Annotated in this window: 13 protein-coding genes; 11 read left to right on the top strand and 2 right to left on the bottom strand. The window is 41.4% G+C overall.

The window, feature by feature from the left end; translation table 11 throughout:
* Positions 1–58 precede the first annotated feature (58 nt).
* Positions 59–2,653, top strand: a complete 2,595-nt coding sequence (clpB, locus tag CU635_RS12580; protein ID WP_101577724.1) for an ATP-dependent chaperone ClpB — start codon at positions 59–61, stop codon at positions 2,651–2,653.
* A gap of 73 nt (positions 2,654–2,726) precedes the next feature.
* Here clpB and CU635_RS12585 read toward each other — a convergent pair whose 3' ends face one another.
* On the bottom strand, positions 2,727–2,909 hold the full coding sequence (locus CU635_RS12585) for a YjzD family protein (protein ID WP_101577725.1): 183 nt from the start codon (positions 2,907–2,909) through the stop codon (positions 2,727–2,729).
* A 236-nt stretch (positions 2,910–3,145) separates the two neighbouring features.
* Here CU635_RS12585 and CU635_RS12590 point away from each other — a divergent pair, with 236 nt between their 5' ends.
* The 4 genes from CU635_RS12590 to CU635_RS12605 all read left to right on the top strand — a co-directional run bounded on the left by CU635_RS12590 (position 3,146) and on the right by CU635_RS12605 (position 6,195).
* Positions 3,146–3,883, top strand: a complete 738-nt coding sequence (locus tag CU635_RS12590) for a lipase family protein (RefSeq protein WP_101577726.1) — start codon at positions 3,146–3,148, stop codon at positions 3,881–3,883.
* Positions 3,884–3,966: 83 nt separating this feature from the next.
* On the top strand, positions 3,967–4,821 hold the full coding sequence (locus CU635_RS12595) for a hypothetical protein (protein WP_101577727.1): 855 nt from the start codon (positions 3,967–3,969) through the stop codon (positions 4,819–4,821).
* Positions 4,822–5,029: 208 nt separating this feature from the next.
* Complete coding sequence (locus CU635_RS12600) at positions 5,030–5,980, top strand: BMP family ABC transporter substrate-binding protein (RefSeq protein ID WP_101577728.1); 951 nt, start codon at positions 5,030–5,032, stop codon at positions 5,978–5,980.
* 38 nt (positions 5,981–6,018) lie between these two features.
* The gene (locus tag CU635_RS12605; protein WP_373270856.1) at positions 6,019–6,195 is read left to right on the top strand and encodes a ComZ family protein; all 177 of its coding nucleotides are present in this window, start codon (positions 6,019–6,021) and stop codon (positions 6,193–6,195) included.
* A gap of 62 nt (positions 6,196–6,257) precedes the next feature.
* Here the strand turns inward: CU635_RS12605 and CU635_RS12610 are convergent, their stop codons facing one another.
* The gene (locus CU635_RS12610; protein ID WP_101577730.1) at positions 6,258–6,485 is read right to left on the bottom strand and encodes a hypothetical protein; all 228 of its coding nucleotides are present in this window, start codon (positions 6,483–6,485) and stop codon (positions 6,258–6,260) included.
* Positions 6,486–6,742: 257 nt separating this feature from the next.
* Here CU635_RS12610 and CU635_RS12615 point away from each other — a divergent pair, with 257 nt between their 5' ends.
* The 6 genes from CU635_RS12615 to CU635_RS12640 all read left to right on the top strand — a co-directional run bounded on the left by CU635_RS12615 (position 6,743) and on the right by CU635_RS12640 (position 13,218).
* Positions 6,743–7,675, top strand: a complete 933-nt coding sequence (locus CU635_RS12615; RefSeq protein ID WP_101577945.1) for a beta-ketoacyl-ACP synthase III — start codon at positions 6,743–6,745, stop codon at positions 7,673–7,675.
* A gap of 87 nt (positions 7,676–7,762) precedes the next feature.
* A complete protein-coding gene (gene fabF / locus CU635_RS12620; RefSeq protein WP_101577731.1) occupies positions 7,763–9,001 on the top strand; it encodes a beta-ketoacyl-ACP synthase II in 1,239 nt (412 codons plus the stop codon).
* A gap of 223 nt (positions 9,002–9,224) precedes the next feature.
* On the top strand, positions 9,225–9,962 hold the full coding sequence (locus CU635_RS12625) for a GntR family transcriptional regulator (protein ID WP_101577732.1): 738 nt from the start codon (positions 9,225–9,227) through the stop codon (positions 9,960–9,962).
* Entirely contained in the window at positions 9,959–11,362 is a 1,404-nt protein-coding gene (locus CU635_RS12630; RefSeq protein WP_101577733.1) for a sugar ABC transporter substrate-binding protein, read from the top strand. Before CU635_RS12625 ends, CU635_RS12630 begins: the two co-directional genes overlap by 4 nt.
* Before the next feature lie 18 nt (positions 11,363–11,380).
* Positions 11,381–12,343, top strand: coding sequence for a carbohydrate ABC transporter permease (locus tag CU635_RS12635; RefSeq protein WP_101577734.1), 963 nt, complete (start codon positions 11,381–11,383; stop codon positions 12,341–12,343).
* Positions 12,340–13,218: a carbohydrate ABC transporter permease gene (locus tag CU635_RS12640; RefSeq protein WP_101577735.1), complete on the top strand. Its 879-nt coding sequence runs from the start codon at positions 12,340–12,342 to the stop codon at positions 13,216–13,218. Before CU635_RS12635 ends, CU635_RS12640 begins: the two co-directional genes overlap by 4 nt.
* Positions 13,219–13,233: the final 15 nt, after the last annotated feature.

Genomic DNA, 13,233 nt, shown 5'->3' on the forward strand with positions numbered 1-13,233 from the left:
CCAGCCCCTGTTTGTTATAATTAGGATAAAAAGGTCAGGAAAGGTCAAGGTGATCGATATGGATTTCAATCAATTGACTGAACGGCTCCAGCAAGGGTTGATCAGGGCACAATCAATTGCTGCCCGGCATGAGCATCAGGAAGTGGATGAATCCCATCTTTTTACAGCTTTAATGGAACCAGGAGATAATTTGCTGCGTTCGGTTTTCGCAAAATTGAAGCTCGATCACGCCCAGTTTATCAATGAACTTGAAAAAGACCTCTTGAAAAAGCCGCGGGTGACCGGAAGCGGGGCGGCGCAAGGGCAGCTCTATATTACATCAGCATTACGGCGCCTCTTTAATGAAGCAGAAGTCGAAATGAAAGCATGGAAAGATGAATATTTATCGGTCGAGCATCTTCTGCTGGCCGCGATTAAAGCAAAGAATTCTATAGCAGGACAAGCATTGAAAAAGCTTGGCTGTACTGAAAAGTTGATTGTAAAAGTACTCAAAGAGATCAGGGGGGACCAACGAGTGACATCGCAAAATCCTGAAGCAACATATGATGTTCTTGAGAAATATGGCAGGGATTTGGTCGCCGAAGTAAAGACCGGCAAAATGGATCCTGTCATTGGAAGAGACAGCGAAATCCGTCACGTCATTCGGATACTTTCACGAAAAACAAAAAATAATCCTGTTTTGATCGGCGAGCCCGGCGTCGGTAAAACGGCGATTGTCGAGGGTCTCGCCCAGCGCATTGTCCGCAAGGATGTACCGGAAGGATTAAAAGATAAAACCGTCTTTGCCCTTGATATGAGTTCTTTAATTGCCGGAGCCAAATTCCGTGGTGAATTTGAAGAACGATTAAAAGCCGTTTTACAGGCAGTGAAAAAAAGTGACGGGAGGATTTTGCTCTTCATCGACGAGCTGCATACGATTGTCGGGGCCGGAAAAACGGAAGGGGCAATGGATGCAGGCAATATGCTGAAGCCGATGCTGGCACGGGGCGAACTTCATTGTATTGGGGCAACTACCCTCGATGAGCACCGAAAGTATATTGAAAAAGATCCGGCTTTGGAACGGCGTTTCCAGCAAGTCCTCGTCCAGGAGCCTGATGTCGAAGACACGATTTCGATATTGCGAGGTTTAAAGGAGCGGTTTGAGATCCACCATGGAGTCAATATTCATGACCGCGCCCTTGTTTCTGCTGCAACGCTGTCAAATCGTTATATTACCGACCGGTTCTTGCCCGATAAAGCGATTGATCTGGTCGATGAAGCGTGTGCGATGATCAGGACCGAAATTGATTCGATGCCTTCCGAATTGGATGAAGTGACCCGCAGAGTGATGCAATTGGAAATAGAGGAGGCTGCACTTAGTAAAGAAACAGATGAGGCAAGCAAAAGAAGGCTTACCACTCTTCAAAAAGAACTGGCCGATCTGCGCGAACGTGCCAATTCAATGAAAGCACAATGGCAGCTGGAAAAAGAAGCAATTCAAAATGTCCGGCAAAAACGTGAGCTGCTTGAAAAGCTGCGCAGAGAGTTAGCTGAAGCTGAAAATCAATATGACTTAAACCGGGCAGCAGAGCTGCGTCACGGAAAGATCCCAGCTCTTGAAAAAGAACTGAAGGAGCTCGAAACAAATGAACGGGAAACTCAAGGCAGTCGTTTTTTGCGTGAAGAGGTTACCGAAGAAGAAATAGCCGACGTTGTCGCAAGATGGACGGGAGTACCTGTTTCAAAGCTTGTTGAGGGGGAACGCGAAAAGCTTTTAAAACTGGAGAGCGTGTTGCATGAACGGGTGATTGGCCAGGAAGAAGCAGTCAGGCTTGTATCAGATGCGGTTTTGCGGGCAAGGGCAGGCATTAAGGATCCAAACCGTCCGATCGGCTCATTCCTGTTCCTCGGCCCTACCGGTGTGGGGAAAACAGAGCTTGCTAAGGCACTCGCCCAATCCCTGTTTGACAGTGAGGATCATATTGTGCGAATCGACATGTCGGAATACATGGAAAAGCATGCTGTCTCACGGCTGATTGGAGCTCCACCGGGCTATGTCGGTTATGAAGAAGGCGGCCAATTGACTGAAGCGGTTAGAAGAAAACCCTACACAGTCATCCTCCTTGACGAAATCGAAAAAGCCCACCCTGAAGTATTTAATATTTTGCTGCAAATGCTCGATGACGGGCGAATTACCGATTCCCAGGGCCGGACAGTCGATTTTAAAAACACTGTGATCATTATGACTTCCAATATTGGCTCGCATTTTTTACTCGAATCACATTCAGACAACGGTGAGCTTGATGAAATGGTCCGGGATCAAGTGAACGGAGCGTTAAAAGCCCACTTTCGCCCTGAGTTTCTTAATCGTATCGATGAAACGATTTTATTTAAGCCTTTAAGGCTTTCCGAGATCGAAGAGATTGTCGCCAAACTTATTGCCGAGCTGCAAACAAGGCTTGATGATCAGGAAATCGTCTTAACGATTTCAGACGAAGCGACACAGTTTATCGCTGCACACGGATTTGACCCTGTATACGGGGCAAGGCCATTAAAGAGGTATATTCAGCGCCATGTAGAGACGAAGCTTGCCCGACAAATCATCGCCGGTGAAATTACAGGGAAAAACAAGGTCCATATTGCCGTTGAAGGAAACGAGTTGGTTCTTAAGTAATCGAAAAAAAAATCATCCTTCTAAAAAGGATGATTTTTTTGTGTATATCGCGGGTAACTGTTTCGTAAACGGGTCAGTGCTTTTCAACAGGGTCATTCGGCAAAATTTGTGTTACAACAATAATTAATACGGTTGCAATGACCGCCAGGATCGATCCGGCAGTTAAGTCAAATTCGGCACCCATCATTGCGCCGGTTACATAATTCAACATTTGGATAAGAAGAAAAGTCCAAAAGAAGGTCCAGAAATAACGCATAGTATTCACCTCATAAAAATTCCTTTTAAGTAACAGCTGTAGTAGCCGCTTTTGCTGTTTTTATTTTATCATAAGAATAGCAAATAATAAATGTGTTAGTAAGCATTTCTCTCAATTAAGCGGCAGGCTTTTTTTAAAATAATCAGCTTTTCCCTATTAGACTGGGCAAACTCCCGTTCAATTTGTGATAGCTGTCATACATTATTATGATTAAAGTGATAAAGGAGTTTTTGAGCATGGAAAACCGGAACTTTCAGTTGGATACCGAATGGAACATGGTTCATTATCCCGAAAAGCCGAATGGTTTCGGTATCTTGATTATTGGAGATGATCGGCAGTTTGTTGATGCGAAAAATAGCTTTTGGACGCAAAATGAGGGTAAGAACACATTGCTTAAAAAGCTTAAAGAGAGCGGATACACAGTCTTCTATTCGAATCTTTACGGGAAGAATTGGGGGAGCAAAAAAGCAGCAAAGCTTGCACATCGATTATATGAACATATCATGAAGAATGAGATATTGAACGAAAAGGTTCATATTTTAGCCGAAGGTATGGGGGCATTAACCGCTTTAAAGCTAGCTTCGGAAATGGGACCTGCTATTCGGTCATTCGTATTTATAAATCCGGTGCTGTCACTAACCCACCATCTTGAACTAGAGAAAGAACATAAGTTTTTCTATAAAAAGCTTGTCAAGGAAATAGCCGCAGCCCACGAAGTAGGGTCGGAAGAAATTGAAGAAACGATTCGTCTTGAAGGCAGGATCCCTGATATAAACGGGCAGATTCCAATGCTGATGATTCATGTGCTGGCTGGGAAGCGCAGCTTTGACCAATTTTCAGCGATGAAAAAGCTTCTGAACGAGTGGAAAGAGAAACAAATTCCTGTGTCGATCTGCTATATTCTCCCGGAAAAAAATCAGCAGATTGGACGCCAGGTTATTAAGTTTTTTAAGAAACATGAAAGTATATTGTAATAAATATAGTGCAAAGTCTGTGAGAAATAATTTACTTTCCTTGAGCATAGGATACAGTGACAGTGGTTCAGGGAGGCATCATAATGGACAAGGCAATTATAATCGGCGCGTTTGAATTTATCGGCTTTAATCTTACTAAACATCTGCTTGATGAAGGTATTGAAGTGGATGGTATTCATACAGATACCGAAAATGAAGGTTTTTTTGTAAATGGAAAACGCCTTGAGATTGGCAGAAATGCTAATTTTAAAGAAATAGAGTTTGAAGATTGGATGAGATCGAAAGACGTTTCGGAGCATCAAACTGTTACGGTCATTTCATTATACGATTATTTTATTAATCATCGGGAATCGCTGTTGTTTTCCGATCACGGTTTGTGCGATAAGCTGCAGAAGATCCTGTCATACCATGCCCGGACAGTATTGTTGCTGCCGGCCCAATATTATTTTCAGAAGGGGTTCACCGATTTTGAAAAAACAGCCGGCAGCGATTTATCTACATTATTAAAGGAAGAAGATCCGGCACTGCTAAAAATCTATTTGCCAACAGTTTACGGGCCTTGGCAATCACCAGCCAGCCTGTTTCAGCAGTGTTTTTTGAAAGAGTTGGACCCGGCGTATTCGATTCCTGAAAATGATCACCGTGAATGGACGGACGATGCGATTTATGTAGATGCTGTTGTTGAGACAATCGGGATACTCATCAACCAAACAATAGCCGGCAGCTTTTTGCTGGCCAATGAAGAAACAGGCCACTGGCACAAATGCGCAGAACTTCTTGGCATAGATAATGCTATCGATCGAAACATCCAGACAAAAAAATTGCATGATAAGAACGACATTGAGGTCCAAAAGGTAAAAATGAGTATAACTGCCCGAGAAGGTATTAAGAAGCAAAAAGAGCACTTGGAAAACTCACTGTTATTTGAGAACGATTAAACCAGAATATGAGATAAAAGGAAAAAAATCTTTTCAATTAATTCACATCGGGGTAGAATGAAAGATATTGAGCATTGACCTTGGGGCTCACAAATATTGTAAGCCCCACTGCTTTTGGGGTGAATGAAAGCGGCTCTTGACGATATTTCGTTCGGATTTGGGAGAGATTCTCTTATTATTTGACAGGGCAAAAAAGGAGCTGCATAACATGCTGAAACGTTTCGTAGTCTTACTCTTATGCCTTCTTTTGCTGGCCGGCTGTGATCAGCCAATAAAATCAGGGGAATTGGAAAAGGTAGGTTTACTCGTGCCCGAAACGATTAACGATCAAGTCTGGGGCACAAAAGGGTACAAAGGAATGCTGAAAATCCAATCCCATTTTAACGTCGATGTTTATTATAAAGAGGACATGAATTCGGAAATGATTGTCGAACGGGCTGTAGAAGAATTTGCCCAAAAGGGAGTCAATTTAATTTTCGGGCATGGCAATGAATATGCAGTTTATTTTAACCATCTATCGGAAAAATACCCCGATATTCATTTCGTAAGCTTCAATGGCGACGCCCAAAACGAAAATACAACCAGCTTGAATTTTGAAGGGTATGCAATGGGTTTTTTCGGGGGAATGGTTGCCTCCCATATGTCAAAAACAAAACGTGTTGGCATCATTGCAGCGTATGAATGGCAGCCTGAAGTGGAAGGCTTTTATGAGGGTGCCCTTTTTGAAGATAACGAAGTGAAAGTTGAGATTGAATACGTCGGGCACTGGGACGATGACCAGGGCGCAATTCTTTATTTGGACAAGATGATTGATGAAGGGGCAGATGTCATCTATCCCGCAGGTGACGGCTATAACGTGCCGATTATTGAAAAAGTAAAAGAACACGGGCTCTATGCCATTGGTTATATTTCCGATCAAGCAGACCTCGGAGAAACGACGGTTTTGACGAGTACGGTCCAGCATGTCGACAAGCTCTATGAAGTTGTTGCAGAAGAATTTGATAATGGGAAACTTAAAGCAGGCAATTTATACTATGATTTCAGCGACGACGTTATAACGCTTGGGGAATTCAGTTCTGATGTCGATAAAGAATTCGAAAACGAAATTCACAAGCATATCGAAGTGTATCGTGAAACCGGCAAACTGCCAAATGAATAAGGATTATGATGGAGGTTTTTACTTTGCAAGATAAAACGATGGAATTTATGCAGATTGCCATGAAATATCTGCCTGAAGCAAAACAGCAGCTTGATGAGGCAGGCGTAGAGCTGACGCCCGATTTGATTCAGCCATTTATGTCGATATTCACAAAAGTCATGTCAGAAGCATATGAGCTTGGCAGAGAAGATGCGCTAAACGAAAAAAATAAATAAAGAGTGCCGCTTGTCAGCGGCCGGCCTCTAAACTCACCCTGGCATCAATCCGCACGGGTGGGTTATTTTTTTGGGAAGTATTTTTTCACAACAGGTGTAACCATATTAAGGAGCGGCTTTAGCTCTTTAACGGATTCGACAATATGATCTACTTGTTCGATTATTTGCATGTAGTTAATCTCATCATTTACGGATTTGTGCGGTTGGTTTTTCGGCGCACCGAACATAAACCGGGAAAAACGGTCCTCTCCCCTTATGCTTACAGGAGTGTTTTCTTCTTCTAACCCCATGTCATTACCTCCTTCGATCGCTTTTGTTAGTAAAATATGAATGAACGGCCTCGAATGCGCTGGACAACTGTCTAAGCTGATGGATTTTTAGGAAAGGGAACGATGATAAAATAGTTGCGTTTTAGCTCCATTTTTAATAAAATTAGTACCAAGTCATAATAATAGATAATAAATATGAAGCAGGGTGGCCTCCGTAGATGGGGCTTTTGCCAATAATTTTTAAAAAACGTCGAATAACAAAAAAAGGAGTTGGCTTCATGAACGCTGGGATCATTGGAATTGGCAAATGTTTGCCGGAAAAAATCGTAACCAACCATGATTTAGAGAAAATAATGGATACCTCTGATGAATGGATCAGAACCAGAACGGGAATAGAAGAAAGAAGAATTGCCGATCAAGACACAGACACTTCGGATCTCGCCTATCAAGCAGCAGTAAACGCGATTGAGAATGCGGGAATTAACGCGGAGCAACTGGATTTAATCCTAGTCGCAACCGTTACGCCCGATCGGCCATTTCCATCAGTATCTTGTATGCTCCAGGAACGTCTCGGCGCGAAAAAAGCAGCCGCAATGGATATAAGTGCAGCGTGTGCCGGCTTTATGTATGGAATGATTACAGCCAAGCAATTTATTGAAACTTCGGCATATAAATATGTTTTGGTTGTTGGTGTTGAAAAACTTTCGAAAATCACCAATTGGGAGGACCGGAACACAGCCGTATTATTTGGGGACGGTGCCGGAGCTGTGATCATGGGACCCGTTAGTGAAGAACGGGGGATACTCGCTTTCGAATTAGGCGCAGATGGTACAGGAGGAAAACACCTGTACCAGGACGAATATCTCATTATGAACGGAAGGGAAGTATTCAAATTTGCCGTCCGGCAAATGGGAGAAAGCTGTATAAATGTTTTGGAGAAGGCTGGCCTCAAGAAAGAGGACGTCGATTTCCTGGTTCCCCATCAGGCTAACATTCGCATTATGGAAGCAGCGCGTCAGCGGCTAGAGCTTCCTGAAGATAAAATGTCGAAAACGGTCCATAAATACGGGAATACCTCAGCCGCATCGATACCTATTTCGATGGTAGAGGAGCTTGAGGCTGGTAGAATAAAAGATGGGGATGTAATCGTTATGGTAGGGTTTGGAGGAGGCTTAACATGGGGCGCGATTGCGCTTCGCTGGGGACTTTAAATTGGTGGCCCATATTTAAAGCAGAGTCCAGCCTGTTTTCACGCTAACAAGATCAATACAATTTGATGGTAAGGAGATGCGATATAAATGGAAAATCGAAGGGTAGTAGTCACCGGACTCGGTGCGGTCACACCGTTAGGCAACGATGCTGAAACTTCATGGCAGAACGCCATTGCAGGAGTTTCAGGGATCGGGTTAATGACAAGGGTAAACCGTGACGAATATCCCGCAAAGGTATCTGCAGAGTTAAAGGACTTTAACGTGGAAGCCTTTATTGAGAAAAAAGACGCAAGAAAAATGGACCGCTTTACACATTATGCTGTAGCGGCTTCGTTGATGGCTGTAAAAGACGCGGGTCTTGAAATCAACGAGAAAAATGCACCAAGAGTGGGGGTCTGGATCGGTTCCGGAATTGGAGGAATGGAAACATTCGAACAACAGTATGAAACCTTCCTTAATCGAGGTTATCGCCGCGTCAGCCCGTTCTTCGTACCGATGATTATTCCTGACATGGCAGCTGGCCAGGTATCGATTACTCTGGGTGCCAAAGGCTTTAATTCATGTACAGTAACCGCTTGTGCTACAGGAACAAATTCAATTGGGGATGCGTTCAAGGTAATCCAGCGCGGAGATGCAGATGTGATGGTTTCTGGAGGCGCAGAGGCTCCGATTACAAAAATGTCTGTTGCCGGCTTCTGTTCCAACACGGCACTTTCGACAAATCCTGATCCTGCCACAGCGAGCCGTCCCTTTGATATCAACCGTGACGGGTTCGTAATCGGGGAGGGTGCAGGTATCGTTGTCCTTGAAGAACTTGAACACGCTAAAGCTCGCGGCGCCAAAATCTACGCGGAAATTGTTGGCTATGGTGCGACAGGGGATGCCTACCATATCACGGCACCGGCTCCTGCAGGCGAGGGCGGAGCCCGGGCGATGAAAATGGCACTTGAAAACGGTGGGTTGAACCCGGAAGAAATTGATTATATCAACGCCCACGGCACTAGCACAGAGTACAATGATAAATTTGAAACGCTCGCAATCAAGGAAGTATTCGGAGACCATGCGTATAAGCTGGCGATCAGCTCAACAAAATCGATGACAGGCCACTTACTTGGTGCAGCAGGTGGGGTTGAAGCAATCTTTACTGTTCTAGCCATAAACGAAGGAGTCTTGCCTCCAACAATCAACTTGCAAAATCCGGATCCGGAATGTGATCTTGATTACATCCCAAACAAAGCCCGCACGCAGGAAATAACAGCTGCAATCAGCAATTCACTTGGCTTTGGCGGTCATAATGCGACACTCGCATTTCGCAAATACGAATAGAATAATGAAAAGAGAGCGGTCATCAATATCGCTTGTGAGGCTGTCGAGAAACTCGACAGCCTTTAATTTTTGTCTCCAAATGTTGGGTCTACACAGAAACATTTCACCTAGACAAATTTGTAATTGTCTAGACAAATTTACATAAATATAGTTTTTTCCTTACTTTCGGTCAATTTAGGATTAACAATCGCCACTTATAATGAAGGTAACAAGGAGGAGGTAGATGAGAACTGTTAAGTATTTAAACATCAGTTATAAAATATATAAACACTACATCTCAAAGAAAGATGGGACAACGAAACGACTGCCAGGCGAAAAGGAGTTATCGGAACAATACAGTGTGAGCAGAGAAACAATTAGGAAAGCATTAAATGAGTTGATCGAACAGGGGAAAATTTATAGTATACAAGGTTCAGGCTACTACATAAAACAAGAATCACTATCTTTAAAGAATTCTCTTAACTCGTTGTCCAGTATCACTGAAATGATTCGGAACGCTAACTTAGCTGAAGATGATATGGATACGAACATATATGTAGACAAGCCTTCAGATGAAGCAAGTGAACTGTTACAAATTGAAAAGAATGATGACGTGTATATTTTAAACAGAATACGAACAGCTAAACTCGAGCCAGTTGTATACTCTATTAACGTTTTACCCTATAAATTAGTTGGAAATGAATTTGCACAATATTATTTTAAAGGATCGTTATCCAAGTTTTTAAAGGACTTCTATGATTACGAAATAACTGAAGCGATCACGGAAATCCAAGCAGTAACGAGTTTAGATGAAGTACCAGCAATTTTTTCGGGCAATAATTATCCATTATTAAAATTTATTCAAACCCACTATACGATCGAGGGAAAACCGATTTTACTTTCATACGATTATATGAGGAACGACGTCATTCGTTTTTATGTTAAAAGAAATAAGAGAATAAAAGGAGGTAATATGAAATGAAAAAAATTTTACTAAGTGCACTCGTATTGCTATTATCCATCAATTTTGTAGCGGGCTGCCAATCCAATAAACCTACAACCACATCTGCTTCAACAGAAGATCTGCCAAAAGATGAAAATGGAAACAAAATTATGACGATGAAGGTTTTTACAAACGATGCTTCAGCTCCTACACGTGTAACCAACTTTGAAGGTGCAGCAGAAAAATTGAACGCAGAGCTTGAAAAGGAAAAAGCCAATTATCGAGTGGAAATTGAACCAATTGTCAAACCAATGAGTGCTGAAGATTTTGATAAGAATTTTATCTTTGCATCCCAGTCAAACAATGCCGCGGATATCTATACAACTTCTTATGCTTCTGTCGGCTGGATGGCAGAGGGAGATTATATCCTGCCGCTGGACAGTGTAAAGAAGGAAAAAGTGTTTGAAAATATAATGGATGGCTATTGGCAGCCAGTAACATGGGATGAGAAAGTCTATGGAGTCATTCAAGATACAGAGGCACGTGCTGTTTACTTTAATAAAGAAATTTTAAGGAAAATGGGTTGGTCAGAAGAAGATATTAACCAATTGCCAAAAAAAGCTGAAACAGGCGATTTTACTTTAAACGATATGACAGATATCGCTTTAGAAGCACAAAAAAAGGGTCTTGTAAAAAACGGGTATGAATTCGACCGCGGCCCAAATGACGTTCCAATGAATTTCTATAACTTTGGAGCAGAGCTATATGATTGGAAAAACAAAAAATTTATCCTCGATAAAGAAAAAGTTCTGAAAACATTTGAATGGATTAAAGAAAGTAAAGATAGTGGCGTCGTCCCTGCAGCAAATATGACAACAGATAAAGCAGAAAAATTGGCTAGAATGTTAAACCAGGAAACGTTGTTTGCTCAAGGCGGAATTTGGGATGAAGTAAAGTTTCGTACTCAAGGGTGGCATAAGGAATTAGGAAATGTGACTACTGATTGGATCAAACAAAATGTTGGGATTATGAATTTGCCAACAATTAAAAAAGGAAAGAAACCAATCACGGTATCGAATCCATATATCTATGTCATCTCAAAAAACACAAAATATCCGGACATTGCGAAAAGATTGCTGGTACATGTAAGTGCCCCGGAATTACAAGCGAAGCATGCTGTTGAAACATCGCATATCCCGTTTACGCAAGAAGGACAAGAAAACGAACAAGTTAAAGCAAATGAATGGATCAACAGTGTGAAACATTTAACGAACTATTCACACTTTGCAGGGAACCATTCGGATCAGACAAAATATAGCAAAATCCTGATTGACGCTACAACTTATGTGATGTCTGGTGAAATGACACCTGAAACAGCTGTATCCTACATTGAAGAACAAATGGCACTGAACCTGAAAGCGAACTCTGTCATTAAATAAGAGATGTGAGGAATTTCCATGCTATCAACTGAAACAATTTTATTAGAACAAGAGATTATCAGCAAAGAATTCAACCAAAAGAAATCTCTATGGAAATTAGCGAAAGAAAATAAATATTGGGGCCTGATTTTGGGCCCTTTCGTTTTAAATCAACTCCTGATCGTACCCATCACTGCTTTAATCATTATCCTGATCTCTTTTACCTCAATGGATCACAGCTTAAATTGGGATTTTGTTGGTTGGACCAATTATCAAAAGGTCCTATCTGACCCGAAAATTGGTTTAATTTTCTGGAACACGCTGATTTTCGTATTCATGACTCTGTTTATAAAAATTTTTTTAGGAATGTTTGTGGCAATTACAACTACTTATTTTATAAAAAACTCAAGACGCGGAACTTTCTTTAGAGCCATTTGGTTATTGCCAAAAGTATCACCAGGGGTAGTCGAGGCATTACTTTGGACATGGATATTCAGCCCGACCGATAGTGGGATCTTCAATATGATATTACATAAATTCTACGGCATAGAGCCTGTAGCGTGGCTAACTGAGTATCCTCTATTCATTAATATTATTTTAGCAGGGGTTATGGGTACATCGATTACCACTATCATGTTATCTTCCTCTATTCAGTCAATGAATGAAAACTTATTTAGGGTAGCGAAAGTGGACGGAGCTTCTGATTGGGTCATTATAAAAAGATTAATCCTTCCATATTTAAAGTGGCCACTCACATTTTTAACGCTTTGGCAAGGTTTAGCCCTGATAACATCTTATGAATCGATCTTGTTACTGACGGATGGCGGACCAAACTATCAATCTGAAGTATGGTCATTATATTCTTTTCATACCGCGTTTTCTACGTTAGATTTCGGTTACGGTTCAGCTATTTCGATGTACATGCTTCCTTTAATATTTATAGTAATAATCATTGCCTACAAGCAGTTTGGATTAAAAAAGTTAATGGATAGTGATAAATGATGATGAAACAATTCGTGAACTCAGGTGGATGGACGAATTTATACAATCGAATTTCTGACAGTTGCTTAAAAGCTTTCTGTATTACCGTCCTTACGATCTTTTCATTAGTTCTATTAAGTATCTATTTAGGGATGTTTCTTTTTGCTTTTAGTGATATCAAGGGAGGATTGCCAGCAGGTTTCACCATAAATAACTGGAAATTTTTATTTGAACCTAATTTAGTGGTGGGTACGTTTGCATTTCCCAATGTCTGGACCATTTTCTATAACACTTTACTCATCGCACTCGGCAGTATGTTGATCGAAGTTGGAGTGAGTTTATTATCCGGTTATGCTTTATCAAAAGGCCGATTCCCCGGTAAAGATTTGCTAATTCAATCAACATTGTTCACAAGGGCTCTGCCATCCATTACGACACTAATCGCTAGCTTCTATATGTTAAAAACAGTTGGTCTATTAGACACTTTATTCGGCACGATCTTAATTAAAGGATTAGCAGAAGTAGGTCTGTCCACTTGGATTATAAAAGGTTTCTTTGACGAAATCCCGAAAGAAATCGATCGAGCTGCCGAAATCGATGGAACTTCTAATCTTAAAAAGTTTTTTGCGATATATGTTCCGTATATTTGGCCAGGAATTGCCGCCATAACACTTTTTGCCTTTTTAAATGGCTGGGGCGAATATATTCTTGTCTCCACCTTCACGTACGATTCAAGTAAAATAACATTTCCAATTATCTTAAATTCTTTACTGGATATGAATTCTACTGCGTCTGTGAACTATGGTTTTATTATGACTTTAGCAACATTTTACATGATTCCTGCCATGTTACTATATTTGTTCTCACAAAAATATATTTCTAAGATGAAGATTTAGTGGAGGGCTCAATTC

The organism is Bacillus canaveralius (assembly GCF_002860125.1).
GTDB lineage: Bacteria > Bacillota > Bacilli > Bacillales > Cytobacillaceae > Bacillus_BJ > Bacillus_BJ canaveralius.

Coding starts and splice junctions, on each gene's coding strand:
- clpB (WP_101577724.1), top strand. CDS start 59: ATGGATTTCAATCAATTGACTGAACGGCTCCAGCAAGGGTTGATCAGG.
- CU635_RS12585 (WP_101577725.1), bottom strand. CDS start 2,909: ATGCGTTATTTCTGGACCTTCTTTTGGACTTTTCTTCTTATCCAAATG.
- CU635_RS12590 (WP_101577726.1), top strand. CDS start 3,146: ATGGAAAACCGGAACTTTCAGTTGGATACCGAATGGAACATGGTTCAT.
- CU635_RS12595 (WP_101577727.1), top strand. CDS start 3,967: ATGGACAAGGCAATTATAATCGGCGCGTTTGAATTTATCGGCTTTAAT.
- CU635_RS12600 (WP_101577728.1), top strand. CDS start 5,030: ATGCTGAAACGTTTCGTAGTCTTACTCTTATGCCTTCTTTTGCTGGCC.
- CU635_RS12605 (WP_373270856.1), top strand. CDS start 6,019: ATGGAATTTATGCAGATTGCCATGAAATATCTGCCTGAAGCAAAACAG.
- CU635_RS12610 (WP_101577730.1), bottom strand. CDS start 6,485: ATGGGGTTAGAAGAAGAAAACACTCCTGTAAGCATAAGGGGAGAGGAC.
- CU635_RS12615 (WP_101577945.1), top strand. CDS start 6,743: ATGAACGCTGGGATCATTGGAATTGGCAAATGTTTGCCGGAAAAAATC.
- fabF (WP_101577731.1), top strand. CDS start 7,763: ATGGAAAATCGAAGGGTAGTAGTCACCGGACTCGGTGCGGTCACACCG.
- CU635_RS12625 (WP_101577732.1), top strand. CDS start 9,225: ATGAGAACTGTTAAGTATTTAAACATCAGTTATAAAATATATAAACAC.
- CU635_RS12630 (WP_101577733.1), top strand. CDS start 9,959: ATGAAAAAAATTTTACTAAGTGCACTCGTATTGCTATTATCCATCAAT.
- CU635_RS12635 (WP_101577734.1), top strand. CDS start 11,381: ATGCTATCAACTGAAACAATTTTATTAGAACAAGAGATTATCAGCAAA.
- CU635_RS12640 (WP_101577735.1), top strand. CDS start 12,340: ATGATGATGAAACAATTCGTGAACTCAGGTGGATGGACGAATTTATAC.